The 25192-nt window shown below is 71.0% G+C and carries 23 protein-coding genes; 4 read left to right on the top strand and 19 right to left on the bottom strand.

All coding sequences use genetic code 11. The annotated features are described in order from the left end of the window. Positions 1 to 45: 45 nt before the first annotated feature. The 5 genes from VFI59_12825 to VFI59_12805 form a co-directional block, all read right to left on the bottom strand. Entirely contained in the window at positions 46 to 1467 is a 1422-nt protein-coding gene (locus tag VFI59_12825; GenBank protein ID HET6714581.1) for a DUF5719 family protein, read from the bottom strand. Beyond that, positions 1464 to 4538, bottom strand: a complete 3075-nt coding sequence (locus VFI59_12820; GenBank protein HET6714580.1) for a glycosyltransferase family 2 protein — start codon at positions 4536 to 4538, stop codon at positions 1464 to 1466. Before VFI59_12820 ends, VFI59_12825 begins: the two co-directional genes overlap by 4 nt. Before the next feature lie 97 nt (positions 4539 to 4635). Continuing rightward, complete coding sequence (locus tag VFI59_12815) at positions 4636 to 4887, bottom strand: hypothetical protein (protein ID HET6714579.1); 252 nt, start codon at positions 4885 to 4887, stop codon at positions 4636 to 4638. 62 nt (positions 4888 to 4949) lie between these two features. Then, positions 4950 to 5177, bottom strand: coding sequence for a WhiB family transcriptional regulator (locus tag VFI59_12810; protein ID HET6714578.1), 228 nt, complete (start codon positions 5175 to 5177; stop codon positions 4950 to 4952). 186 nt (positions 5178 to 5363) lie between these two features. Continuing rightward, a complete protein-coding gene (locus VFI59_12805) occupies positions 5364 to 7859 on the bottom strand; it encodes a bifunctional FO biosynthesis protein CofGH (protein HET6714577.1) in 2496 nt (831 codons plus the stop codon). Positions 7860 to 7887: 28 nt separating this feature from the next. Between VFI59_12805 and cofD the strand changes: the two genes are divergently transcribed. The 4 genes from cofD (at position 7888) to VFI59_12785 (ending at position 11787) form a co-directional block, all read left to right on the top strand. After that, a complete protein-coding gene (cofD, locus tag VFI59_12800; GenBank protein ID HET6714576.1) occupies positions 7888 to 8835 on the top strand; it encodes a 2-phospho-L-lactate transferase in 948 nt (315 codons plus the stop codon). Next, complete coding sequence (locus VFI59_12795; protein HET6714575.1) at positions 8832 to 10136, top strand: coenzyme F420-0:L-glutamate ligase; 1305 nt, start codon at positions 8832 to 8834, stop codon at positions 10134 to 10136. Before cofD ends, VFI59_12795 begins: the two co-directional genes overlap by 4 nt. Before the next feature lie 97 nt (positions 10137 to 10233). Further along, positions 10234 to 11031 (top strand): DUF3105 domain-containing protein, encoded by a 798-nt coding sequence (locus tag VFI59_12790; protein ID HET6714574.1) that lies wholly within the window; start codon positions 10234 to 10236, stop codon positions 11029 to 11031. Further along, complete coding sequence (locus tag VFI59_12785) at positions 11032 to 11787, top strand: DUF3105 domain-containing protein (GenBank protein ID HET6714573.1); 756 nt, start codon at positions 11032 to 11034, stop codon at positions 11785 to 11787. A 20-nt stretch (positions 11788 to 11807) separates the two neighbouring features. Here VFI59_12785 and VFI59_12780 read toward each other — a convergent pair whose 3' ends face one another. From VFI59_12780 to VFI59_12715, 14 genes are all read right to left on the bottom strand, one after another. Next, positions 11808 to 13610, bottom strand: coding sequence for a SpoIID/LytB domain-containing protein (locus VFI59_12780; protein ID HET6714572.1), 1803 nt, complete (start codon positions 13608 to 13610; stop codon positions 11808 to 11810). Positions 13611 to 13666: 56 nt separating this feature from the next. Next, the gene (locus VFI59_12775) at positions 13667 to 14686 is read right to left on the bottom strand and encodes an NDP-sugar synthase (protein ID HET6714571.1); all 1020 of its coding nucleotides are present in this window, start codon (positions 14684 to 14686) and stop codon (positions 13667 to 13669) included. Then, complete coding sequence (locus VFI59_12770) at positions 14683 to 15564, bottom strand: glycosyltransferase family 2 protein (GenBank protein HET6714570.1); 882 nt, start codon at positions 15562 to 15564, stop codon at positions 14683 to 14685. The genes VFI59_12775 and VFI59_12770 overlap by 4 nt, the downstream gene beginning before the upstream one ends. Further along, the gene (locus tag VFI59_12765) at positions 15561 to 15932 is read right to left on the bottom strand and encodes a multidrug resistance protein (protein ID HET6714569.1); all 372 of its coding nucleotides are present in this window, start codon (positions 15930 to 15932) and stop codon (positions 15561 to 15563) included. Before VFI59_12765 ends, VFI59_12770 begins: the two co-directional genes overlap by 4 nt. A 92-nt stretch (positions 15933 to 16024) precedes the next feature. After that, positions 16025 to 17197, bottom strand: coding sequence for a polysaccharide ABC transporter ATP-binding protein (locus tag VFI59_12760; protein ID HET6714568.1), 1173 nt, complete (start codon positions 17195 to 17197; stop codon positions 16025 to 16027). Then, on the bottom strand, positions 17194 to 17985 hold the full coding sequence (locus tag VFI59_12755) for an ABC transporter permease (GenBank protein ID HET6714567.1): 792 nt from the start codon (positions 17983 to 17985) through the stop codon (positions 17194 to 17196). Before VFI59_12755 ends, VFI59_12760 begins: the two co-directional genes overlap by 4 nt. A gap of 204 nt (positions 17986 to 18189) precedes the next feature. Beyond that, positions 18190 to 19581 (bottom strand): glycosyltransferase, encoded by a 1392-nt coding sequence (locus VFI59_12750; protein HET6714566.1) that lies wholly within the window; start codon positions 19579 to 19581, stop codon positions 18190 to 18192. Further along, positions 19581 to 20630 (bottom strand): glycosyltransferase family 4 protein, encoded by a 1050-nt coding sequence (locus VFI59_12745; protein HET6714565.1) that lies wholly within the window; start codon positions 20628 to 20630, stop codon positions 19581 to 19583. Before VFI59_12745 ends, VFI59_12750 begins: the two co-directional genes overlap by 1 nt. After that, a complete protein-coding gene (locus VFI59_12740) occupies positions 20627 to 21046 on the bottom strand; it encodes a hypothetical protein (protein HET6714564.1) in 420 nt (139 codons plus the stop codon). The genes VFI59_12745 and VFI59_12740 overlap by 4 nt, the downstream gene beginning before the upstream one ends. Before the next feature lie 52 nt (positions 21047 to 21098). Continuing rightward, positions 21099 to 21647, bottom strand: coding sequence for a GNAT family N-acetyltransferase (locus tag VFI59_12735; GenBank protein HET6714563.1), 549 nt, complete (start codon positions 21645 to 21647; stop codon positions 21099 to 21101). A 42-nt stretch (positions 21648 to 21689) separates the two neighbouring features. Next, positions 21690 to 22535, bottom strand: a complete 846-nt coding sequence (gene rfbD / locus VFI59_12730) for a dTDP-4-dehydrorhamnose reductase (protein ID HET6714562.1) — start codon at positions 22533 to 22535, stop codon at positions 21690 to 21692. Continuing rightward, a complete protein-coding gene (locus tag VFI59_12725) occupies positions 22532 to 23533 on the bottom strand; it encodes a dTDP-glucose 4,6-dehydratase (GenBank protein ID HET6714561.1) in 1002 nt (333 codons plus the stop codon). Before VFI59_12725 ends, rfbD begins: the two co-directional genes overlap by 4 nt. 48 nt (positions 23534 to 23581) lie before the next feature. Further along, positions 23582 to 24739, bottom strand: coding sequence for a glycosyltransferase family 1 protein (locus VFI59_12720; protein HET6714560.1), 1158 nt, complete (start codon positions 24737 to 24739; stop codon positions 23582 to 23584). A gap of 43 nt (positions 24740 to 24782) precedes the next feature. Next, positions 24783 to 25145 (bottom strand): hypothetical protein, encoded by a 363-nt coding sequence (locus tag VFI59_12715; GenBank protein ID HET6714559.1) that lies wholly within the window; start codon positions 25143 to 25145, stop codon positions 24783 to 24785. Positions 25146 to 25192 lie beyond the last annotated feature (47 nt).

Raw genomic sequence — 25192 nt, 5'->3', positions numbered from 1 at the left:
ACCGGAACATGATACGCGACGGCGCATCGGGCTCCAGTCGGCCGATCAGGCTGTTCCCGGTTCCACTATCGGCAGCCCCGCGGCCAGACCGTAGACGGACAGCCCCTCGTTGCCCAGCGACGTGGACGCACCGAGCGCGACGACCGGCACGCCGTCGCTGATGACGAGCAACGAGGCGCCGCCCACACGGTCGAGGAACTCGCGGGGCACCCCCGCGACCGACCCCGGGGGGACCGAGATCGTGGTGGACTCGGCCGACCCCTCCTCTTCGGCGGGGAGGCCTGTGATCGAGACCGACGCCTGCGACTGTCCAGGGTTCAGCACGAGCAACCCGGGGCGGGCGGGATCTCCCGCCACCGTGGGCGTGACCACCCACGACGTCGCAGGGCCGGTCGACCCGGCGGTCGCACCACCGTCGTTGCCCGCGCCGATCGTGCGCAGCGCCGACACGACAGCTGCGCCCTCACGGACGGAGAGATCGACCGCCGACGGACCGGTCGTCGTGAGCGGGTAGGCCGCCGCCGACTCCGGTTCCTGCGGCTGCTCGGCCAGTCCGCCCGCGGGCTGCGGAGGCGCCTCCGACCGTAGGATCGCGGCGAACGTCGAGCCGAACTGCCCCGGAGGCAGCGGGGTCACGCCGTCGGGGTCGGTCCTCACCGTGGGCACCGCGACGTTCAGCACGGACCGGCCCGACCCCGTGGAGGTGAGCATCAGTTGCCGCTGACCTGGTGCCGCGGAAGCGATCACGCTCCAGATGCCGCGGCCCTCGGAGACGACGAGCGATGATGCAGCGAGCCTGCCCGAGGAGACCTCGACCGACACGCCGAGCCCCAGCTCGCCCTGCGCGAAGTCGTTCAGTCGTATCGCCGTGCTCCTTCGCGGCCGAAGCGTGACGTCGGTGAGCTCGGAGTCGCGCACAGGCGCTCGATCGGCCGCGAACAGAGCGACGTCGAACACCGCGTCGGTGTCGAACGGGTTCATGACGACGAGGAAGGCGTCGTCGCCTTCGTCCGTCGAGGCGGCCGCGGTGACCCAGCCCCGTCCCGCCTCGGCGACGCACGGTTCGGCGCCGATGCCCACCTCGCCCTCGGCTCCTCGGATCAGCCACCCCGCCGCCAGCCAGCCGCCGAACGTCTCGACGAACGTCGACGAAGATCGATCGGAGGCGTCGACGACGACCTCGACCTGGGAGCGCGGCGGGACGCGGACCTCCGACGACCCCTCGGCGCCGTCGTCGGAGAGCTCGCTCACCCGGGCCGAGACCTCGACCTCGCCAGGGTTCGCCAGGAAGACCGTGCCCTCGTAAGCCTTCCCGCCGCCGTGGGGACACAGCCAGGTAGCCGACGTCGCGGATCCTCCCGCGGATCCCGCCGGCTCGCGCTCACCGAGGCGATCGAACGTGACCACGCCGAGCGCCACGATGCCGGCGACCACGAGGGACAACACACCCTGCCCCCGGGCTCTCATCGCGCCACTGGCTTCCTCGTGACCCAGAGGGCGACGGCCCACACGAGCCCGAGGAGCCACACTTGGATCGTGGCGGGCAACTGGGACCCGTACCGCACGGCCACCGGTGCTTGCTGCGTCTCGAACCCGGTCGCCCAACCGAACGCCGTGAGGGGCTCGTCCTCGGAGCCCTCCAGCTGCCAGGCACCCTGGAACTCCGTCGAGACGTAGACCGGCCCCGAGCCCTCGCCTCCTTCCCAGCCCCCCATCACCTGCGCGAGGGGGGACCCTCGACGCAGAGACGCGCGCACGACATCAGGTGGATCGGATGATCGCATCGCCTCGACCGAGAGGGGGTCGTCCTCGAGCACCGCCGCGGGCGAGATCGCCCGCGCGTTGCGGTAGACGACGAGACCGGCAGCCGGCACGAGGTCGAGGTCGACCTGGGCGTCGAGCAGCGCCTGCGCTTGCGGGGGCACGTCGTCGTCGGCGGCGATCACGAACCGCACGCCGAAGGGGGCCAACAGCGCCCCCCCGTGGCGGGTCGTCCCTGCGAGGATCTCGTCGAGCGCTTCCCTGAGGTGATCGGGGCCCGGGCCGACCGAGGGACGCGCGAGGTCGATCGCAACCGTGCCGTCGCGACCGGTGAGCCCGTAACGCAGGGTGGCCCGACCCGACTCGGCCAGTCCCGAGGGGTCGCCGCCGGGCGCGGGGAAGGGATCGTTCGTGTGGGAGCCCACCCACAGCACCCTGAAGTCGCCCTTCGCGGTGCTCTCGAGCACGGACCACGCCGCCGGCACCTGCTCGGGACCGCCGACCGCCCATCCGCCCACGAGCGCCGCGATCGACTGGAGCAGGAGACCGCCGCCGATCACGACCGCGAGCATCGCGGTCAGGATCTGGCGCATGCCGAACGCCTCGCGGCCGAGGCCGGTCACGGCCGAGGAGACACCGTACGCGACCAGCATCACTTCCCCGACGGCGGCGACGGCGAGATACGCGAGCGGGTTGGACAACGGCGCCGGAACCCACCACGCGGCGGAGAGCCACGACAACGCCAGGGCGACCAGGACCACCAGCACCGCGCGGACCGCCCGTCCACGGAGCTCGGCGCCCACCAAGGCGAACGACAAGAGTGCGGCCACCGGCAGGAAGAGGGCCACGACCCACGTGCCGGGCCCGTCACCCGGCGCTAGCCGCGCCAGCTGCGACAGGTCCGAGGTGCCGATCTGTGATACCAGCGCAGCTCCTCCGCCCGCCGCGAGCGTCGGCACGAACGGGAAGAGCAGCACGGCGGCGATCGCGGATGCGAGCGCCATCGAGGCGAGGCCGCGGGCGCGGGACGAGCCGGCGACCAGTTGGACCACGACGAGCACGCCGACGGCGAGCAACGCGCCCGGCAGGAACGCCACCAGCACGGCGAGGGTGACCCCCACACCCGCGGCGAATCGCCGTCGCCCGCCCTGCGGCTCGTCGGGCCCGAACGCGGTTTCGATCCGCTCGAAGATCGCCGGCAGGACCGCGAGCGCCACGAGGAGATCGAGGCGCCCCTGGGAGAAGGACCACAGCGTGAGACCGCAGAGCACGTACACCCCGGAGGCCAGCACGGACGGGCCGGGTCGCCCCGTGAGCCGAATCGCCGCGCGGTAGGTCAGGATCGCCGCCAACACCGGGGCTCCGGCGAGCACCACCTTCTGCGCGAGCGAAGCGCTGCCGAGCATCAGCCACGACAAACCCCCGAGCGCCCCCAAGGCAGGACTTGCGGCGAGCGTGCCCCCCAACGGTGTCGTCCGGTAGGCGGAGACCAGCTCGGCCCAGAACCCGTCGGGACCCGCCGGGAAGGCCGGTAACACCCCGCCCGCCAACGCGTCTGCTCCGAAGAGGAAGCGGATCGTGACGGCGCCGACCACGATCCCCAGGAACGAGCCGACGATCACGGGGTGCGATCCGACGAGCGACGCGGTGCGGTCGCGGAGCCGACGGGACGTCGTCTCGTCCTCGTCGCGCTCGTCGATCTCGCGCTGTTCCACGAGGATGCGTTCCGCCGTCTGGAACCACCGGGGCAGTCGGACCCCCGCGGTCTCCATGAAGCGACGGACCGTGCGGTCCTTGACCCGGCGCTCGCGCTGGATGCGCCGGCGGCGGGAGAGCGTGCCCCCGACATGCGCGGCGTTCCAGCCCCACGCGGAGAGCACGTCGTAGGCCTCCTCGAACCGTCGCGCCAGCGTCAGGAAGAGCAGTCGGACGAGCCCGAGCAGCAGCGCCAACGGCGTGACCCAGAACAGTGAGATCAGGCCGTAGTTCTTCGCCATCGTGGCGATCGCGGCTCGGTCCTCTTCGTATCGCATGCTGTGACGTCGCGAGCGCCGCGCGTGTTCGCGGGAGCGCGTGACCTCGCGATGGCGGACCCGCGCCAACGGCATCATCACCACACGGAACCCCGCCAGACGCACCCGCCAGCACAGATCGAGTCCCTGGTGCTCGGTGTCGAGTCGTTCGTCGAGCAGGCCGGCGCGCTTCCACGCCGCTCTCGCGATGAGCATCGCCGACGACGACACGCACAGGACCTCGAGGACCCGGTCGAACTGGCCCTGGTCGATCTCGTCGGGCTGCAGCGGCGTGTACGCGTGGCCGAAGATGTCGGCGGAGCGACCGACGTCGAGCAGACGGCGGGGCTCGTCCCAGTCGACGACCTTGCATCCGACGATGCCCACCTCGTCGAGACCACGGATGCCCACAGCGGCCTCGACGAGTCGCTGCACGGCGTCGGGGTCGAGCGCGGCGTCGTCGTGGAGCAGCAGGATGAGGTCGGCCTCGGACGCGGCGGGCTGCTCCATGGCCTCGCGGAACGCGGGCGCGAGGCCGCCTGGATCGGGCAGCGCGATCACCCGGCGCTCACCGAGGGCCTGCTCCAGGATCTGCCGCGTGTCGTCGTCGGATCCGTCGTCGACGCCGAGCACGGCCATGCGTGGGTACGACTGAGCGGCGAGCGCCGCGATGGTCTCGCGGAGCCAGGCGGCTGCGTCACGGGCCACCAGGACGACGAGGACGGTGGGCGTGCGCTCGGGCGTGGCGGCTGGGGACTGGGTCATGCGAGGGCTCTACCGAGCGGCGGCGAGCCTAGCATGCGCCACTCGGAGAACGCGGAAGGGGGGCATGAGCCCCCCTTCGAGATCGCGACGGTGGCGATCAGCGCTTGCGTGCCGCGGTCTTCTTGCGAGCCGTCGTCTTCTTCCGGGCGGCCGGCTTGCGTGCCGCGGTCTTCTTGCGTGCCGCGGTCTTCTTCCGGGCCGCCGGCTTGCGTGCCGCGGTCTTCTTGCGTGCCGTCTTCTTGGCGGCCGGCCTCCTGGCCGTGGTCTTCTTGGCGGCGGTCTTCTTACGGGCCGCCGGCTTGCGAGCCGCGGTCTTCTTCCTCGCGGTCGTCTTCTTGGCTGCTGCCATGCCTCCTCCCCTTTCCCTGCGTCGTCTCGTCGAGCCGGTTCGTCGAACCGTGGTGGCCGTTCTCAGGACGCCATGCGCTTCAGGCGTCGGCGTTCCCGTTCGCTCATGCCTCCCCACACGCCGTAACGCTCGTCACGACGGAGGGCGTAGTTCAGGCACTCGATGCGCACGGGACACTCGCTGCAGATCCGCTTGGCCTCCCTCGATGAGCCTCCCTTCTCGGGGAAGAAGATCTCCGGGTCGTATTCGCGACACCGCGCTCGCTCTTGCCAAGGGATGTAGTGATGCACGCTCGTCTCCCCCCGAAATCACATTCATGTGATTCTGAGGGAAGAACCGCCCCGGTGACAAGCCCTCCATCGAGGAAGTTCCCTGCCTCAATCCCTCGTCCGTCGCCCCCATCGTGTCGAACCTGACGCCAAGTCGCAAGTCGATCTGGCAGGTGGCGCGGTCGTCAGACCGACTGACGATAGCCGTCAGGATGCCTGACGTGCTTTCCGGCGGATGGCGTCGTACGTCGTCGTACGGACCGCCGGCGTGCGCCCGATCGCGCGGATCGCGTCGTCGAACTGTTCGGGCGTCATCTCGATCCCCCACTCCGCGCCCGCCATGCGACTGATCGTCTCCTCCATCAGCGTGCCGCCGAAGTCGTTGGCGCCCGCACGCAGGATCGAGCGGCACGCGTCGACACCGAGTTTCACCCACGAGACTTGGATGTTCGGGATCAGTCCGTCGAGCAGGATGCGGGCAACCGCGTGCATCCGCAGGTTCTCCTCGAACGTCGCCCCCGGGCGCGCCTTGCCGGACAGGTAGATCGGGGCATGTTGGTGCACGAACGGCAGCGGTACGAACTCCGTGAATCCCCCCGTGTCGGCCTGGATGCGACCGATGCGCCGGATGTGCGCCACCCAGTGCGGCGGCGCATCGACGTGACCGAACATGATCGTGCTCGAGCTGCGGATGCCGAGACCGTGTGCGGTGCGGACGATCTGCTCCCATGTCGCAGCCGGGAGCTTGCCCTTCGTCAGCACCCAACGCACCTCATCGTCGAGGATCTCGGCCGCCGTGCCCGGGATCGTGTCGAGGCCGTGAGCCCTCGCTTCCGAGAGGAACTCGGCGAACGACACGTCGAGCTTCGTCGCCCCGTTGAGGATCTCCATCGGGCTGAACGCGTGCACGTGCATCGACGGGGTCCGGCGTTTCACGGCGTCGACCACGTCGAGATAGAAGGAGCCGGGGAGGTCGGGATGGATGCCTCCCTGCATGCAGACCTCGGTGGCGCCGCGGTCCCAGGCTTCCTCGGCGCGGTCTGCGACCTCCGTCAGGGTGAGCGTGTACGACTCCTCGTCGACCTCGCGCTGTGCGAACGCGCAGAAGCGGCACCCCACGTAGCACACGTTCGTGAAGTTGATGTTCCGGTTGATCACGTACGTGACGTCGTCACCCACCGCCTCGGCACGAAGGTCGTCGGCGACCCGGCACAGCGCGTCGAGCGCGCCCCCCTCGGCGCGGAACAAGGCGAGCGCTTCCTCATCGGAGAGCGCACGATGGGCTGACGCCTTCGTCAGCGCGGACCGGATCTCGCCCTCGAGCCGTGTGGGCGCGACCCGGTGGCGTCTCCATTGCGCCGTCGTGGCCGGCAGATCCGCTTCCCCGTACACGGCGTCGGCATCCTCGCGCAGGCCTGCGCCGGCCACCTTCGAGAACGTGAGCGCGATCGTGCGCGGCTTCCATCGCACGTCGGGGTCCTGCCACCGGATCGGCGCGGGGCGCTGCCCCTCGTTCGCGCGTCCGTCGCCGCCGAGCAGCCTCGTCACCGGGGCGCGCATCTTCCCAGCCAGGAACGGGTCCGGCTTCGCGGCGAACTCCGGGTACACGGTCAGGCGTTCGAGGAGCGTCTTGCCACGGGCGGCCGTCGTCTCGCGCAGCCCATCGATCGACGGCCAGGGCTTCTCGGGGTTCACGTGGTCAGGGGTGATCGGCGAGACGCCGCCCCAATCGTCGATGCCGGCATCGAGCAGACGGAGACGCTGAGCAGGGTCGGAGAGGTTCGGCGGAGCCTGCACGTGCATGCGTGGCCCGAGCACGACACGGGCGGTGGCGACGGCGGCGAGGAACTCCTCGTCGCCGGGCTCGGCCGAGGATCGCATCGCCGTGCCGGGCTTCGCACGGAAGTTCTGCACGATCACCTCCTGCACGTGCCGGTAGCGCCGGTGCAGGTCGCGGATCTCGAACAGCGCCTCGGCGCGCTCCCGATCGGTCTCGCCGATGCCGACGAGGATGCCTGTCGTGAACGGCACGGCGAGCCGGCCGGCATCCTCGATCGTGCGCAGCCGCACGGCCGGCACCTTGTCCGGCGATCGGTGATGCGGGCCGCCCTTCGCGGACAGACGGGGGCTCGCGGTCTCGAGCATCATGCCCATCGAGGCGCTCACGTGCTTCAGCCGCGCGATCTCCTCGTAGCTCATGACGCCAGGGTTGAGGTGCGGCAGCAGGCCCGTCTCCTCGATCACGCGGATCGCCACCGCGCGCAGGTAGTCGAGCGTCGAGTCGAAGCCGCGCTCGTCGAGCCAGTCGCGGGCGACCTCGTAGCGGTCCTCGGGCCGGTCGCCGAGCGTGAAGAGCGCCTCCTTACAACCGGCCTCGGCGCCGGTCCGTGCGATCGATACGACCTCCTCCGGCGTGAGGAACGGCGCTTCCAGCTTCGCGGGCGCCTTCGCGAACACGCAGTAGTGGCAGCGGTCCCGGCACAGCATCGTGAGTGGGATGAACACCTTGCGGGAGTAGGTGACGACATCGCCGTGCCCCAGGTCGCGCAGCCGCGCGGCGACCGCGAGCAGCCGGTCGAGCTCCGGACCCCTCGCGCCGAGCAACGCGACGGTCTCGTCGAGGCTCAGCGCCACGCCCCGCTCCGCTCGCACCAGGGCCCGGCGCAGCTGCTGGCCGCTGGGCGGGGCGGGTGCCTGGGGCATGTCGGCGAGCCTACTACGCTGTCCCTCGATGAAGGTTGCGGCGCTCGCCGGAGGCATCGGCGCGGGGAGGTTCCTGCGCGGCATGGCACGCGTCGTGCCCGGCGACGACCTGACCGTCATCCTCAACGTGGCTGACGACATCGTCGTACACGGGCTGCACGTGAGCCCCGACCCCGACTCCGTGACGTACTGGCTCGGCGACGCGTTCGATCGCGAGCGCGGATGGGGTCGACGCGACGAATCCTTCCGAGCGACCGATGAGTTGCGGGCGTTCGGCGCCCCGGACGCGTGGTTCAACCTCGGCGATCTCGACCTCGCGGCCCACGTGCTGCGAAGCTCGATGCTGCGACAAGGCGCGACGATGTCACAAGTCGTCGCGCGCGTGGCGGAGCGCTTCGGCGTCGGCGCCCGGCTGTTGCCCGTCACCGACGATCGCGTCGAGACCCGGATCGACGCCGTCGACGCCCGGACCGGCGAGCGACTCGACCTGCACTTCCAGGAATACTGGGTGCAGCGCCGTGCCGCTGACGCGGTCAAGTCCGTGCGGTTCGTGGGCGTCGAGGCTGCACGTCCCGCCCCGGGGGTGCTCGCGGCGATCGAGCAGGCCGACGTGGTGGTTCTTCCGCCGTCGAACCCGGTCGTCTCGCTCGGGCCGATCCTCGCGGTGCGGGGCGTGCGTGATGCTGTCGGGGCTCGCCGCCCGGCAGTCGTCGGCGTGAGCGGGATCGTCGGCGGGGCGCCACTCGCGGGCATGGCCGACAAGCTGATGCCGGCCGTGGGCCTGGAGGTCACCGCCGCCGGTGCCGCGACGGCGTACGAAGGCCTGCTCGGCGCGTGGGTCATCGACGAGCGCGATCGCGCGCTGGCGGCTCGGATCGAAGCCACCGGGATACGGGTCGTCGTCACCGACACCGTGATGCGCGACGACGAGGCCGCCGAGCGCCTCGCCTCGGTGGTGCTGGACGTCGCGCGGTGACGTCCACGTCACGGCCGCCGGTGCTCGTGGTTCCGGTCCAGGGCGTGCCCGAGGTGCGACCGGGAGACGACCTCGCGGCGGTGCTCGACGCGCCGCTCAGGGCGGCGGGCGCACGAGCGGGCGACGTCGTCGTCGTCACCTCGAAGGTCGTCTCGAAGGCCGAGGGCCGCATCGTGCGCGGTGTCGGTCGAGCCGACGCGGTGATCACCGAGACGAGCCGCGTCGTCGCCCGACGCGGCGACCTGGTGATCGCCGAGACCGCGCACGGCTTCGTCTGCGCGAACGCCGGCGTCGATGCCTCGAACGTGGACGCCGGCTCGCTCGCGCTGCTGCCCGAGGACCCCGACGCGAGCGCGCGCCGATTGCGGTCACAGCTGTCGGCCCGGCTCGAACTGGGCGACGTCGCCGTCGTCGTGACCGACACGTTCGGCCGCGCGTGGCGCACGGGCGTGGTGAACGTGGCGATCGGATGCGACGGGCTGCCGGCGATCGTGGACCTACGCGGACGCGCGGACGACCGAGGGCGCACGCTCGAGGCGACCGAGATCGCGCTCGCGGACGAAGTGGCCGCGGCGAGCGGTCTCGTGATCGCGAAGGATTCGCGGATCCCCGTCGCGATCGTGCGAGGGGTCGACCGCCTCGGTGGGAAGGACGGGTCGGCGCTCGACCTCGTGCGTCCCGCCGAGGAGGACCTGTTCCGTGCCTCGCCGATGCAGGCGCTGCACGACCGTCGTACGAGCGACGCGTTCGGCCCCGGCGACGTGCCGCGCACATCGGTGGAGGAGGCGATCGCCGCCGCGTGCGCGGCCCGGCTCTCCCACGACCCGGGACCGTTGCGCTTCACCGTCCTGATCTCGGGGGCAGCCAGACGCGGCTTCCGCGCGGCGATGGCGGCGTGCCGATCAGCGCCGGCCGGCGGCCCCGACGAGCTGGCGGCGGCGCACGCACTCGTGCGGGACGACGAGATCCTTGCCGCCGCCCCGGTGCTGATCGTGCCATGGCTGCGGCTCGACGGGACGGACGCGTCTCCGAACGCCGGGGGGCCCGACGCCGACCTGATGACGCCCCTCCTGTCGGGGGGCGCGGTGATCCAGAGCCTGTTGCTCGCCCTTTCGGCCCAGGGTCTGGCGGGCGGTTGGGTCGGCTCCCCGCTCTCCTGCCCCGAGCTCGCCCGCAACGCGCTCGGCGTGGACCGGGGATGGCTGCCCCTCGGCGCCGTCGCCGGCGGGCCGACGCCCACCCATCCCGACCCTCGCGCCCGGCACACGATCGATCCCGGCGAGGTCACCGACTGGCGGTGAGGTCGTCCGTCGTGCCTCCGCTCGCCCGGCCGATCGTTGGGTACCCTCTAGCCTCCGAGGCGGACCCCCGACAGCCTCGAGGGGAGACTCATCGGACGTGCCCAACCGACCGAACGACGCCCGCAGGCCGACGAAGGCCGAGCGGAAGGAGCAGGCCCGACTCGAGCGTGAGGCGATCCAGCGGCAGATGGCCGCGAGGAAGCGCAACCGGACGATCGGGCTGTCACTCGTCGTCCTGGCGGCGGTGGGGGCGATCGTGGCCGTCGTCGTGCTTCAGCCTTCCAGCGGCTCCGACGCCGCGCTGCCCGCGCCCGCCGACCTGCTCGACCAGGCCGGCGGCGAAGCCCAGACGGCCGCATGCGACGAGGTCACGACGACCGACTTCTACGACGGGTTCGACCAGACCTCCCCCGACTACGCCGATCAGGCGCACATCGAGGGCGATGAGCGGTTCCCCGAGCTTCCGCCGCTCGACACGTACCCGAGCACGCCGCCGGCCTCGGGGCCGCACGTGGGAGCCTCGACGCTGCCGGCAGGCGTGTACTCGGCGCCGCCCGACCTGGGACCGCTGCTGCACTCGCTCGAACACGGGGGCACCGTGGTCTGGTACGACCCTGACGCGCCGGCGAATGCCCTGCAGCCGATCGTCGACTTCTACGATCAGAACGACCCAGTCGGCCAGGACCGCGTGATCGTGGCGCCGTACGACTACGAAGGGGCCGGCGGGCAGCTGCCCGAGGGCGTGCAGATGGCGCTCGTGGGATGGCGACGCCTCCGCTCGTGCGCCGCGCCGAGCCTGCCGGTGGCGTTCGACTTCACGAGCCAGTACTCCTACCCCACCACCCAAGATCGCGAGTACGCCGGTGAGGCCCCCGAGCGCGGGGCGGCGATGTAGATGACGAACAAGAACAAGAAGCGACGATCACCGCAGGCGACCGCGCCGCCCAAGCCCCGTCCGGCGGCCGCTGGAAACGATGCCAGGCGCGAGCGCAAAGAGCAGGCCCGGCAGGCCCGGGCCGCGCAGCGCAAACGAGCGGAGAGGAGCGCCTTCGTCCGCCGAACCGCCGTGTTCGCGGTCGCGGGGGTCGTCGGCGTCGGAGCGTTCTACTGGTTGACACGCGCGGCCAGCCCGCGTGACATCCCCGCGGCCGCGGTCGCCGCGGCCGAGGCCGCCGGCTGCACCGAGGTGCAGCAGCCCGTGGGCGACGCGCAGGCCGGTCAGCACGTCGCCGATGGGACACCGATCACGTACGCGCAGAAGCCCGCGACGTCGGGCGAGCACTACGGCGGACAGGTGCTGCCGTCCTCCCCCGAGACCTACGACCAGCCGATCGGCAGCGAGCCCGCGGCGGTGCACTTCCTGGAGCACTCGGGCGTGATGCTGTACTTCCGCGCCGAGGGCAACGAGGCGCTCTCACCCGAGGTGGCCGACGCCCTGAAGGGGGTCGCGACCGACCGGTCGATGACCGTCGCAGCGCCCTACGAAGGCCTTCCCGATGGTACGTCGGTGGCGTTGGCCGCCTGGGATCAGCTGCAGACCTGCCCCGGCACGATCACGGCCGAGCAGGCCACGACGATCGCCGACGGCTTCGCCCGGGCATTCGCGTGCACGTCCAACGCACCGGAAGCGAACGCCGCGGACGACTGCTGAGCCGATCCGACGAGCCTGCGTCAGGCGAGTCGACACCGCTGACCGTCGGGGCACACGATCGTGCCGTGCTCGAAGTTGGCGAGCGACCCACCGTTCCCGTCGCCGCGCACCCTGCTCGTGGGGAAGCCGAGCGGCCCGTCGGCTCCGTCGCGATCGAGGTATTCGCTCAGCACGCGACCCCAGAGCGCGTGGGCACCGACGCCGGACTTGGCGAGGATGCGGCCGCCCTCGAACAGCGCACGGGTCCCCGCCCCGATATCGACGATCTGGCCGGTCGGCATGCCGAGTCGGCTCTTGGGGCCCTTGACCGCCTTGTACTCGCGGTAGATCGCTCCTCGAAGCCAGACGGTCACACCCTGCCCGCCGTTGCTGAGGATCGCGCCCTTCTCGAACCGCTGGCGCGAGCCTCCCTCGACGCGCTCGATCCGCGAGGTCGGCAATCCCGGTCGACACATCAGCGCGTCGTAGCGATCGCGGATCGGCCCCACGATGTTCTTGTCCTGGTTGATCCAGATGCGCCCGTCCCAGGCCCCGATCGCCCAGCGGAGCTCCGATCCGGTGATGGACGCCGACCCGTTCGAGCCCCGGACCGTCGCGGTGATGATGCGCCCCCCGTTGCCTCGACGCACCCCAGGGAATCCACGGACCGTGCCGATCGAGCCGGTGTACGGCGCGAGCCGGTCCGTGAGCTCGCCGGCCGAGTACGACTTCTGCCAGTCGGTCCACGGGTTCGCGGCGATGTCCTCCCCCGGATCGCACTCGGCCTTGAGGTAGGGCACGGCGTAGGCGTCGTTCCCGCCGTGCCAGACGTCCTCGACCGCGTCGGAGTGTCCGCCGTCGGAAGCCCCGTAGAACGCCTGGATCACGTTCCCGCCGTTCGTCACGACCTGTCCGCGGGTGTCGTTCACCGCGGCCACCCATCGGTTGCCGTCGGTGCCACCCTCCTTGTTGTAGCCGATGTAGACCTGATCGTTCGTACCGTCCGTGATGTCGCAGTTGCACTGCGTGCCGGGCGCCGAGCGCCTCACCCGCGACGTCGCGAACGTTCGACCGGCGACGGCCTGAGCCCGGAGCGCAGCGGGAGACCACGAGCTCGGCATCTCGCCCAGCCCGTAGAGGTACTCCTCGAGGTCGATCGGCAGCACCAGCCGCTGGTTCCACGATCCTGCGCGCCGGTAGAGCTCGAACTCCAGGTGGCCCCGGTTGTAGGAGGCACCGCCCTCGGCCACCGATGCGCGCGCGCCGCGCCCATACGTGGCGATCAGGTCGAACGACGTGCCGCCCCAGGTCTGGCCGCCGACGAGGGAGCCGTCGTGGTTGCGCACGGCGAACCCGGCCGCCTTCGCGCGTACCGTCCAGGTTCGTCCTTCGGGGATGCGGGCGACCGTGCGGCCTCCCCGGCTGCCGACCGAGAGCTTCACCGGCCCGCCCTTGGCGGCCACGTGGACCACCTTCTCGTCCCACGTGAGCCCGACGCGGATCCTGCCAACCGGATCGGCGATCCGGCCCACGCGCGTGCCTCGGTAGAAGTGCTTGAGGATGCGCTTGTGGGACCACCCCATCTGCGCCAGCCCGTACGCGCCCCACTGCGACATGCCGACGCCGTGCCCGAACCCCGAGCCGAAGAACCGGAACCCGTCGCTGCCCGCGGTGCTCGGGCTCACCGGCGCCGGCGAGCCGGTGAACGGATCGTCGGTCACGCCGGGTGCGGTCGTGCCCTCACCGGCCGCGAGCGCCGACGGCACCGCTCCGCAGAGCAGGGCGGCGGTGAGCGCGCAGACGAGCGCGCGTGCGATGCGGGTCGACCCCCCGGCCGTTTTCACACGGCGAGCATCGGCGCGCCCGCCCGCGCGGTTGAGACGGGTCGCATCACGCGCGTTCACGATGCCGTGGCCTCCGTGCCCGACGGCACCTTCGCGTCGGCCAGGCGTGCCCCGGTCGGCACGACGCTGCCCTCGCCGAGCACGCTCGAAGTGACGATCGCGCCTTCGCCGATCGTCGCGTTCGCCGCGAGCACCGAACCGCTCACCCGGGCGCCGGCACCGATCCGCGCTCCCTCGTGCAGGACGGAGTCGTCGACCTGCGCATCGGCGCCGACCGTCGCGCCCCGGCCCACCGCCACCCAGCGGCCGAGGTGGGCCCGCAGGTCGACGACGGCACCCTCGGCGATCCACGGCGCCGGATATGTCACGTCGTGCACCCTGCCCTCGAACATGTCGAAGTGGGCCTGCAGGTACTTCTCGGGCGTGCCGAGGTCGAGCCAGTAGGCGTCGGCCACGTACCCGTAGACCGGATGGCCGGCGTCGATCACCGCAGGGAAGATGTCCCGCTCGATCGAGACGGTCGCGCCCGGTGTCCAGCCGCGCAGCACGGCAGGGTCGAGGAGGTACGTGCCGGCGTTCACGTCGCCGGGGATCGGATCCTCGGGCTTCTCGCGGAACTCCAGCACCTTCCCCGCAGCATCGGTCGCCACCAGTCCGAAGGCGCGAGCGTCGTCGACGTGGTGCAGAGCGATCGTCACCGCCGCGTCGTTCGAAACGTGGAACGCCCTCATGGCCGTGAGGTCGAGATCGGTGAGGATGTCGCCGTTCAGTGCGAAGAACGGTTCGCTGCCCACGGCCTCGAGCGCGTTCACGATCGCGCCGCCCGTGCCGAGGGCGTGCGTCTCGGTGATCCACATGATGCTCGGGTCGCCGTGGCGAGCCTCGATGAACGGGTGGAACACCTCCTCGAGGTAGGGGGAGGAGAGCACGACCTCGTGCACCCCGTGGCGCGCCACGTGATCGAGCACGTGATCGAGAGAGCGCCGGTCCATCAAAGGCAGCAAGGGTTTCGGCACGGTCTCGGTGAGCGGTCGCATGCGCGTGCCCTCTCCCCCGACCAGGACGACGGCCTTCATCGTGTCGTGAGCCTCCCTCGTTGAGCCTCGAGCTCGGCGCGCAGCCGCAGGACCGCCCACGCCGCCGGCAGGGTCGCTCGCCGCCACCCGGAGGCGCGGTGCTTGCGGTAGTAACGGTAGATGCTGTCGGAGTGCATCCGGAGCATCTCGCTGCTCCGTCCCGTCGAAACCCCGATCTCGTGCACGATCTCGACCTGCGGCGTGTACAGGGCCGACCACCCAGTCTCGCGCAGCCGCGTGGCGATATCGAGCTCCTCGCCGTAGAGCGCGAACGCCTCGTCGAAGAGCCCTACCTGGTCGACGGCCTCGCGCGGGCACAGCATGCAACAGCCGCTGACCCAGTCCACGGCACGCTCCGACAGGCGGTCCCACCCGTCCATGTGGTAGCGGCGAGTGAAGGGATTCCCGGGCCACACCGAGCCCAGGAAAGCGTGTCCGACGGCGTCGACCACGCTCGGGAACGAACGTCCGCTCTCGTAGATCGTGCCGTCCGAGTTGCGCACGAGCGGCCCGACGATGCCGGCGCGCGGATGCGTCCGCGCCACCCCCACGAACTCGGCGAGCGTGCCCTTCCACCATTCGACATCGGGGTTCAGGAGCAGCACGTATGGGGCGACGGTCTCGCGGATGCCCTGGTTCCATGCCGGCGAGAGGAACACGTTCGTGGGGTTCTCGATCAACCTGGCCCACGGATGCGCGGCGGCCGCCGCGGTGTGCGAACCGTCGACCGACGCATTGTCGATCACGAGCACGTCGAGCGTGACGTCCCCGCGGTGCCGCTCGAGCGAAGCGAGGCAGCGATCGAGGAACGCACCGGCGTTGTAGTTCACGATCACGACCGCGAGCTCGGCGGCCTCGGGGGCGACGGTGACCGTCACTGGTGGGGTGTCTGCGCCACGAGCACGATGCCGAGCATGATGAAGAAGACCCCGGCCCATCGCAGCGGCGGGATCTGCTCGTGCAGCAGGAACCGGTCGGCCAACAGGATCAGGGCGTAGGTCAGCGACGCGAAGGGATACGCGAACGAGAGCGACGCACGGGAGAGCACCGCGAGCCAGACGAAGGCCGACAGCCCGAACAGCAGCAGCCCCCCCCACACCGCCCAGGTCGACGCGACATCCTTCAACGAATGTGTGTTCAGCTGCAGCTCGCCGGTGCTGGCTGCGACCTGGTTCATGCCGTGCTTCAGGGTGAGCTGGGCGACGGCCGCGAGGACCACCGACAGCAGGATCAAACCGATCAACATCGTGCGGTCCTTCCTTCCGGCAGGTTGGCCTGCGGTGCGCTCGGCGAGGTGCGCATCATGCGCCTCGCGATCGGTGACGGGGGGATTCGGGTTCACAGATCCTCCACCGTGGCGACGGGTTCGACCTCGAGGCGCTTGGGCACCTGGACGTCGACGGGCACCTGGACCAGGTACCGCTGCGTCTGGATGTGGTACGGACGGCCCTCGAGCGACTCGAGCCCGACCGTGACGAAGTACTTGCCGCCCACCCACTCGGCCGGGGGCACCCGGAAGACCACCCGCTTCTTGCCGTCGACCGGCCCGAGTTCCATGCCCATCGCGCTCGTGCGCCCTTCGACGACCGGGTGGTTCGTGGCAGCCGAGACCACGGCGAAGGAGACGTCGAGATCGGGCACCGGGGTGTTCGATTCCACGTCGACGGCGATCCTGAACTCGGCTCCCGGCCACACGGTGCCGTTGCCGTCGCCGCCTGAGTCGAAGCTCACCGCCTTCACCTCGACCTCGCGGCTTCCCTCCTCCGCCACGAAGTGCGGGTCACGGCTCAGCAGCCGATGGCGCAGCTCTCGCACGACGTCGGCCGGCTCGCCGCTCATGTGCAGCACGCCGTGGTCGAGCATCACGGCGCGGTCGCAGACGTCGACGACCGTGTCGAGCGCGTGGGTGACGAGCACGATCGTGCGGCCGTCGCGCTGGAATCCGCGCACCCGGTCGATGCACCGTTGCTGGAACGCCTCGTCACCGACCGCGAGCACCTCGTCGATCAGCAGGATCTCGGGGTCGACGTGCACGGCGACCGCGAACCCCAGCCGGACGAGCATGCCCGAGGAGTAGAACTTCACCTGGTTGTCCATGAAGTCCTCGAGCTCGGCGAACGCCACGATGTCGTCGTAGACCCGCTCGGTGTCGCGCCGGGTGAGTCCGAGGAACGACGCGTTCAGGTAGACGTTCTCGCGGCCCGTGAGCTCGGGGTGGAACCCGGCGCCGAGCTCGAGCAGCGCGGCCATGCGCCCTCGGGAGCGGATCGTGCCCTCGCTCGGCCGCAGGATGCCGGCGACGCACTTCAGCAGCGTTGTCTTGCCCGAGCCGTTGTGCCCGATCAGGCCGATCGAGGAGCCTTCCTCGATCGAGACGGAGATGTCGCGCAACGCCCAGAAGTCCTCGGCCTTCGAGCGGGTGACGAGCAGGCGCTGCTTCACGCTGCTCGGCCGCTCCCGGTAGAGCCGGAAGCGCTTCGAGACGCCCTCGACCTCGACCGCGCTCGTCACAGCTCCTCCGCGAAGTCGCCCGACCGGCGGAAGAACGTCCGCCACGCCAGCAGGAGGAACGCCGTCGCCAGCGCGAGCACGATCGCGAGGAGTCCGGCCTGCCACGCGACCGTGACGTCGGGCAGCACCTGCATGCCGCCCTGTTCGGGGTCGCCGTAGAGGGCCCGCTGGAACCCGAGCACGATCGGGGTGAGCGGGTTCGCGAGGTAGAGGCCCCACAGGCTCACGCCGGCCACGGATCGGCCGGCGACAGCTTCCTGCACCAGCGCGGCCTGATAGACGATCGGTGTCATCCAGAACCAGACCAGCAGGCCGAGGTTCAGCAGGTGCCCGACGTCGCGGTAGCGCACGTTCAGCGCGGCGGTCCACAACGTGATCGCGGTCGTGAAGACCGTGAGGGTGACGAATGCCAAGGGGTAGAGCACGATCGCCTCGGGGCCGATGCCGTGGCCGCTCGCGACGATGAACACCAGCAGCACCGCCGTCTGCAGCACGAAGTCGAAGAGCGCGACGCCGACCGATGCGAGCGGCAGGATCTCCCGCGGGAAGGCCACCTTCTTCACGAGGTTCGCGTTGTCGATCACCGCGCTCGAACCCGACAGGAGCGACGCGGAGAACAGGTTCCACGCGAGCAGCCCCGACAGGAGGAACACCGGGAAGTCGGGCACGCGGTTGTCGAGCACGACCGCGACGAACGAGAAGACGGCGAGGAAGACGATCGGGTTCAGCACCGACCAGACCGCGCCCAGGAACGAGGCCGTGTACTTGACCTTCAGCTCCTTGCGCACGAGGTTCGCGATGATCTCGCGATACGCCCAGAGTTCGCGCAGGCGCGGCAGGAGGCGCAGGTGCGGCGCCTCGGACGTGCGCTCGATGACGGTCGTCGTGGCGATGGCGATGTACTCCGGTCGAGTGGGATCGTGGGGCGCGAACCCGCAGGTCAGCGCGGCGACGAGTCTAGCAACGGGCGGTGGCCCGGCCGCGGTCCGAGGCTATGGCGATCCTTCGACGTTCCGTCGGTGCGCGGGCACCTCTGGCCCGGGCTGGAAGCTCCCGAGCGCCCTCGCGTACTCCATGCCGTAGCCCTCGGCGACCATCTCCTCGGTGATGCCCGCGTCGACGAGCGCCTTTCCCCAGATCGCCATCGCCTTCCGGGCCGGATCACGAACCAGCGCGAGAGTGTCCGTGATCGCCCGTTCGTATCCGCGGGCGGTCGCCTCGGTCTCGCGCAGGTGTGCGACGTGAGCCGCCGCGGCCGCGCCGACCTGCCCGCGCAGGCCCGGATCGTCGCGCAGGCGGACCAAGACGCGCATCAGCTCGGCGGGGTCGGTCGGACCGGGCGCCACACGGAGCACGGCGTCGTCCGGCACGTCCAAGTAGGTGCCGGTCGCGCTCACGACCGCGGGCTTGCCCGCCTGCATCGCCCTGCTGAGCGATCCGCTCACCTCGCCGCGGTGCGGGAAGCGCAGATCGACGACCGCATCGGCCGCGGCGAGCCAGGCCAGGAAGTCGGCGTCGGAGACGTCAGCATGCACGCTGACCCTGCGACCGGCCCGCGCCGCCTCGACGACCGGTTCGACGGCGTACCCCTCGATGCGACGGCCCACGATCGCGACGTGCGTGCCCTCTCCCAGGCCCGCCACCGCCTGCGCGAGGGCGTCGAACCGCTTCGCCTCGTTCATATCGCCGGGAGCCACGACGAGGAACGACGGATCGCCGAGACCCGCTCGCAGCTCGCCCGCCCTCGGTGCGAGCTGATCGAACGCGTCCGGGGCCTCGATCGCCGGATGCGGGACGACGAAGACCGGCGTGCGGCACCCGAACCCCTCCAGGTACCGGCGGCCGAACTCGGAATGGACGATCACGCCTCGCGCGCGTCGGACGACGTGTGCGCACCACGGCTCGCGCAGGGGGTCGTTGCGGAGCACGTCGGGGTCGGTGAGCTCGCGGCGCAGACGCGCCGCCTCCCGAGCGGCCATGTATCCGAGGGGCTCGCCGGCCGCTTTCAGTCCCCGCACGAAGTCGTCGAGCGCCAGGTCGTGAAGGACCACCAACGCGCTCGTGAGGTACGCGGCGCGGTAGATCTCGAGGTGGAACTCCACATTGTTCCCGAGCTGGAAGACGCCGAGGTGGTAGCCCGGGAACCGCCCGGCGTCCTGGGTGTCAACGGGCCAGACGACGTCCATGCGCATGCGGTCGGCGAAGCCGATGCGGTCGAGGCCATCGAGCACCGCCCGGTCGTAGGTGGCGATGCCGGTGGGGGCGGGTGGCAGCGGGCCCGCGAAGATCACGTCGCCCCGGGACCCGGGGCCGCGCCCGTGCTGCACCTCGACGGCCGCCGGGGAAGGGCGCAGGCGTCGGCCGACCGTGCGCATCGTCCGCATCAATCGAGCAGACGGGCGACGATGTCCGGCCAGCGCGGCACCTCGCTGCGCACGAGGGCATGGCCCGCTGCGCCCATGCGCTGCGCACCGGCACGGTCCTGCCAGAGCAGATCGAACGCATCGGCGATGGCCTTGGCGTCGGGCGGACGGACGAGCCCGGTCTCGTCATCGCGGACGAACTCGAGCGGACCACCGCTGTCGGTGAGGGTGACCACCGGGCGCGAGGCCGCGAACGCCTCGATCGTGACATAGCCGTAGTCTTCGTCGAACGGCCCGAAGTACACGCCGAGCGCCTCCCTGTAGAGCTGCTGCAGCCGCTCGTCGCTCACGCCGATCTCGAACGTGACGCGGTTCCCCACGCCGAGCCGCTCGACCTGCTCACGCAGCTGTGGCTCGTCGGGGCCGCGGCCGACGAGCACGAGCCGCACGTCGGTCGAGACGTGCTTCAACGCGTCGATCGCGAGCGACTGACGCTTGAGGCTCTCCATGCGGCTCGGGAAGAGCAGGAAGTCGCCCAGCGGACCGCTCGGCGTGTCGAGGAGCTCCTCGGCCACGTGGCTGGGGTGGTAGAGGGGCTCAGCCGGGATGCGGAGCGTGCTCCAGAGACGGTCGCGCACGTTCTTCGCGTTCGTGAACACCCGTTTGGCCTCGCCCAGGGAGACCCGGTCGGCTTCCCAGACCATGTCGCGGACCTTCGCGCCGTCGTCCTGGCGTTTCAGGTCGGCGTAGTCGGGGTGGTCCCACAGCTCGTACGCGGTGCGGTGCTGATGGATCAACCACACGATCTTGCGCTCGTGCTGGGCGAGGTAGGCGGGGAACTTCAGTCCGATCACCGCGTCGACCTTCAGGCCGTTGCTCTCAGAGATGTCGAAGCTGCGCCAGACCGCCATCTGGTGGGCGAGCTGGCTCGGCGGGTACCACTTGCCGGCGATCTGCACGAGGTCGGCCTCGTGGCCCGCGTCGCGCAGGGCCCTGACCAGGGCCTCGGTGTGCGTCTCCGCGCCTCCGCGCACGAACGCGGTCTGGGGGTGCAGGACCGCGACCCTCACTCGGCGAGATCTCCTCGCGGGGCGGCGTCCCCTCGCTCGGCCTTGAGTCGGTCGACCTCCGTCTCGAGCACCATGACCTTCTCGGCGAGGCTGGTCGTGAGCTCGGCGTGGTCGGCGAGCAGACGGTCGTAGCGCCAGGTCGCCGGGCGCATCACGCGCCAGAGGCGGCGCTTGAGCTGTCGGCGCCATTTCGAGGGCGACGCGAGGTTCCCCTCCCCCATCGGGATCAGGACGGCCTCGTCGGTGCGCATCTGGGCGGCGAAGTCGTGCAGGCGGTCACGGATCTCCGGGGTCTCCATGCGCGCACGGGCCGCTGTCTCGCGGGCCCAGTACATCTCGCGCGAGAGGTCGCGGAAGGCCTCGCTCTCACCGTCGTCGGAAGGTGAGGACGCGGCGGCATCGGTGTCCGGCGTCATCGGCGCCGAGCGTAGCACCGGCATGTGGCGGAACCGTGGTGCATCGCGGTGGTCACCAGACGTCGCCCGGGCGCCAGTCGCAGCTGATCGGCGCGTCGAGGTCGAGATCCGACGGGGTCGTCGGCGTGCGCCGAACCATGACCAGGCCGTCTTCCTCCGGCGTCCCGATCATGCCGCGATCCGTTCGCACGGTGGTTCGACCTCGCCACACCTCCCACCCGAGCCGCTCGTAGAACCTCGTCAGGCCCGTGTCGAGCGCCCCGAGCTCGTAGCGCTCGTCGAGGACCCTCGCGACGGCGCCCATCACGTCGGTCGCGTAGCCGTTCCCCTGCTGCTCGGGCCAGGTCGCGACCGCCTCCACGTAGCCGGTGCGCATCGCGTGCTCGCCGCTCTCGAGGATGCGCTCGACGACCGACGCGTGCGACGCGATCGCCCCGCCGACCTCGAGGAGGACGTGCGTACCGCCCAGAGCGCTCCCCCAGTCGGTGTCGGAGAACTCGTCTTCTTTCCCGGCCCAGGCCGCGTCGAACAGCGCCCGCAACTCGCCGCCGAGCTGCCCGAGATCCGACGTGGGCAGGAGCCGGATCGAACGCTCGGTCATCGGCGCTCCGTCCGGCCACGCCGCGCACCCATGCCGGGAACGCTACGAGGCGGCGAGTGCGTCGGCCACGAAGTCCTTGAGGCCCTCATCCAACGGAGGCATCGGATCGATGCCGAGGTGGGTCGTGAACACGCTCGTGAGCGCCGAGTACACCGGACGGGGCGCCGGCAGGCCGAGGTCGGCGGCATGCTGCGGCTCGACCGAGCCGGCGGAGCCGATCAGTCCGTGAACGCGGGTCAGCACCTCGTACCACGAGGCCGGCTGAGGGCCCCCGAGGTGATAGAGGCCGAACCGCCCGGAGAGCACCAGCGGCAGGATGCGGTCCGCGAGATGCCCCACGAAGGTCGGTGAGCCCCAGCGGTCAGCGAGGCCGCCCACCGGTTCCCCCGCCGCGAGGCGGCGCACCGTGCGGGAGAGGTAGTCGTTGCCTCCGCCGTAGACGTAGCCGACCCGCACCACGAACGACTCGGGGGCGACCTCACGCACGAACCGCTCGCCCGCGAGCTTCGCACGTCCGTACACCGACAAGGGGGCGGGCTCATCCGTCTCGTCGTAGGGGACGCCCTTCTCTCCATCGAACACGTAGTCGGTGGAAACGTGCAGCAGCACCGCGCCGCTCGCGCGCGCCGCGAGGGCGAGATGCTGCGGCCCGAGGGCGTTGTCCCGGAAGGCACGGGGCTGATCGGTCTCGTTCTCGTCCACGCGGGTGAACGCTGCAAGGTTCAGGATCGCGTCGGCGCGCAGCGGCTCCACCACCTGGCGCACCGCGTCGTGGTCGCCGACGTCGAGGGCGTCGCGATCGAAGGCGAACACCTCGTGGTGGCCAGGCATGCGCGCCAGGACGGCGCGTCCCAGGTCGCCGCCAGCGCCGGTGACCACGATCCTCATGCCCGTCCTCCCGCGACGCGAGGGGCGGTTACGACCGGGACCACGTGCGCCGCTTCGAGACCGTCGAGGTGGCCGCGGTACCAGGAGACGGTGTGGGCCAACGCCTCATCGAACCCCCACTCGGGACGCCAACCAAGCGCGGCGAGACGGTCCGAGCGCACGCCGTACCGGAAGTCGTGTCCGGGCCTGTCCACGACGAACTCGATCAGGTCCATCGGCGCCTCGGCGAGCTCGCAGACGCGGCGCGCGAGCTCGAGATTCGCCAGCTCGTGACCCTCACCGACGTTGTACACGACTCCAGGCTCGCCCCGGTCGAGGGCCGTCAACGCGCCCCGCACCCAGTCCTCGACGTAGAGGAACTCGCGTCGTTGGTGGCCCCGGCCGTAGACCGGCACTGGCAGGCCCCGCAGCGCATTCACGGCGAACGTCGGCACGACGCGCTCGATCTGTCGGGGGCCGAAGGCGTTCGTGCCCCGGACCACGATGACGGGCAGGTCGTAGGTCGAGACGTACGCGGCGCACAGCAGATCAGCGGCGGCCTTGCTGGCCGCGTATGGGCTGCGCGGGCGGACGGGGGCGTCCTCGTCGAACAGGCCCCCCGCGGCGTCCCCCGGCCCGTACACCTCGTCGGTGGAGATCATCAGCACGCGGGTCCCGTGCCGTCGCGCCGCCTCGAGCACGGCCTCGGTGCCGAGCACGTTCGTCGTCAGGAATGCCGCGGGCTCGTCGATGCTGCGGTCGACGTGCGTCTCGGCGGCCGCGTGCACGACCGCGTCGGCCTCGTCGACGAGGCGGTCGACCGCTGCAGCGTCGCACACGTCGCCCTGCACGAACCGCAGCCGCGGGTCGCCGTCGTGATGCACGACGTTCGAGAGGCTGCCGCCGGCCGAGAGGCGGTCGAGCACGGTGACGCGATCGCCGCGCTCGAGCAGCGCGTCGACGAGGTGGGAACCGATGAATCCGGCGCCCCCGGTGACGAGCACGTGGGAGTCGGCCATGCGACGCTCCTTGGGCTGGACCACACGGGTCGAGGGAACGCGCCGAGTCTACCCGTGCGCGACCTCGTGGGCGGCGTGCAACGCCTCTGCGGTGCCGCGGGCCGTCGCCTCCCAGGTGAAGCGCGTGGCCCGGGTCAGGCCCGCGGCCGAGAGCATCGCCCGCAGGTCCGGGTCGTCGAAGAGCTGGGCGATGCCGGCCGCGATCGCCCGCTCGTCGCGGGGGTCCACGGCGACCGCGGCGTCGCCGGTCACCTCCGGCAGCGACGATACATCGGACGTGAGCACCGGCAGCCCGGCCGCGAAACCTTCCAGCACCGGGAAGCCGAACCCCTCGTACAACGACGGGTAGGTGAGCATCGTCGCGCCGCTCATCAGCGCGACCTTCTCGCGGTCGCTCACGTAGCCGGTGCGCACGAAGCGAGCACGGGCGCTGTTCGGGAGGCGCGCGATCACGGCATCGAGCCGGTCGGCCGCCTTCGGGTCCCATCGGACGGGCCCGCCGGCGATCACGAGCCGCGTCCCGGCGTCCGTGGTCGCGAAGGCCCGCACGAGCGCGTCAAGGTTCTTCCGGGGTTCGATGCCGCCCACGAACAGCGCGTAGGGCTGGTCGATGCCGTACTTGCGCCGCACCGCGTCGACGGCCTCGGGAGGCGCCGGCGCGAACGCCGCCATGTCGACGCCGAGCGGCGTCACGTGCACGCGGGCCTCGTCGACGCGATGGGCATCGAGCAGGTCACGCTTCGTCGAGCGTGAGGGCACGAGCACCCCAGCAGCGCGCTGCAGCCAGGCATCGAACCTCCGCCTCCACCGGCCGTCCATGTGGGGAGCCGTGTCGGGCAGCCGTTCGTAGGCGAGGTCGTGCACCACCATCACCACCCCCGGGCTCTTCGTGGCCGGAGGCAGGAAGTTCGTCGCGAGCAGCACGTCGAACCCGACGGACCACTCGATGCGAGGCACGCCCAACCGCGATGACATCGGCCCGAAGACTCGGGCGGGGAACCGCGATGCCTTCTCGGCGAGGTTCGGGGCGTGCACGCCCGAGAAGAACGACCGTGGGCGGAGCAGTCCCTTCGCGTGCAGGTACCACGCGATGTAGTCGCTGGTGGGGTCGGCATGCGGCAGGTGACGGATCAGCTGCTGCGTGTACTGACCCACGCCCGTGCGGCGTGGGTCGAGCGCCGGCCGGGCGTCGATCACCGCTCGCATGAAACCCGAACCCTACCCGGCCGTGACCGCCGGCGCTGTGGGCTCAGCGGGGACCGCGCCCCGCGAGCCACCCGGCGAGCGCCGAGACAGCCCAGACGAACACGAGCCCGACGACGAGCGGGATCACCAAGTTCGGATCCTTCCCCCGTTCCGAGAGCTCGCCGGCGAGCCTCGCCACCACCCATCCCCAGAACCACAGCCCGAGGGCGCCCACGACGATCGCGCCGTACGCGGTGGCGCGGCCCGGTGCCCGCGCGCCAGCGACGGCTGACTCGTCGAGCGAGCGGAAGCCGAGGACCATCGCGGCGGGCGAGCTGCACCCCATGGTGAACGGGCCGAAGCAGGCGAGTACGAACGCCGAGAGAGCCTTGCGGCGACCCGGCACGACGCTGGGGAGCTGCTCCATCGCGATGATGCTGGGCGGGGCGGAACCCCCGGGAACCATCGAAGGAC

This window comes from Actinomycetota bacterium (assembly GCA_035697485.1).
GTDB lineage: Bacteria > Actinomycetota > UBA4738 > UBA4738 > HRBIN12 > JAOUEA01.
Note: the sequence above shows the minus strand (reverse complement) of the source record. Positions and strands in the feature narration are given on the sequence as shown.

Excerpts from the sequence above, each read along its gene's own strand:
- VFI59_12825 (HET6714581.1), bottom strand. The coding sequence starts at position 1,467 with ATGAGAGCCCGGGGGCAGGGTGTGTTGTCCCTCGTGGTCGCCGGCATC.
- VFI59_12820 (HET6714580.1), bottom strand. The coding sequence starts at position 4,538 with ATGACCCAGTCCCCAGCCGCCACGCCCGAGCGCACGCCCACCGTCCTC.
- VFI59_12815 (HET6714579.1), bottom strand. The coding sequence starts at position 4,887 with ATGGCAGCAGCCAAGAAGACGACCGCGAGGAAGAAGACCGCGGCTCGC.
- VFI59_12805 (HET6714577.1), bottom strand. The coding sequence starts at position 7,859 with ATGCCCCAGGCACCCGCCCCGCCCAGCGGCCAGCAGCTGCGCCGGGCC.
- cofD (HET6714576.1), top strand. The coding sequence starts at position 7,888 with ATGAAGGTTGCGGCGCTCGCCGGAGGCATCGGCGCGGGGAGGTTCCTG.
- VFI59_12785 (HET6714573.1), top strand. The coding sequence starts at position 11,032 with ATGACGAACAAGAACAAGAAGCGACGATCACCGCAGGCGACCGCGCCG.
- VFI59_12775 (HET6714571.1), bottom strand. The coding sequence starts at position 14,686 with ATGAAGGCCGTCGTCCTGGTCGGGGGAGAGGGCACGCGCATGCGACCG.
- VFI59_12765 (HET6714569.1), bottom strand. The coding sequence starts at position 15,932 with ATGTTGATCGGTTTGATCCTGCTGTCGGTGGTCCTCGCGGCCGTCGCC.
- VFI59_12750 (HET6714566.1), bottom strand. The coding sequence starts at position 19,581 with ATGCGGACGATGCGCACGGTCGGCCGACGCCTGCGCCCTTCCCCGGCG.
- VFI59_12740 (HET6714564.1), bottom strand. The coding sequence starts at position 21,046 with ATGACGCCGGACACCGATGCCGCCGCGTCCTCACCTTCCGACGACGGT.
- VFI59_12735 (HET6714563.1), bottom strand. The coding sequence starts at position 21,647 with ATGACCGAGCGTTCGATCCGGCTCCTGCCCACGTCGGATCTCGGGCAG.
- rfbD (HET6714562.1), bottom strand. The coding sequence starts at position 22,535 with ATGAGGATCGTGGTCACCGGCGCTGGCGGCGACCTGGGACGCGCCGTC.
- VFI59_12725 (HET6714561.1), bottom strand. The coding sequence starts at position 23,533 with ATGGCCGACTCCCACGTGCTCGTCACCGGGGGCGCCGGATTCATCGGT.
- VFI59_12720 (HET6714560.1), bottom strand. The coding sequence starts at position 24,739 with ATGCGAGCGGTGATCGACGCCCGGCCGGCGCTCGACCCACGCCGCACG.
- VFI59_12715 (HET6714559.1), bottom strand. The coding sequence starts at position 25,145 with ATGGAGCAGCTCCCCAGCGTCGTGCCGGGTCGCCGCAAGGCTCTCTCG.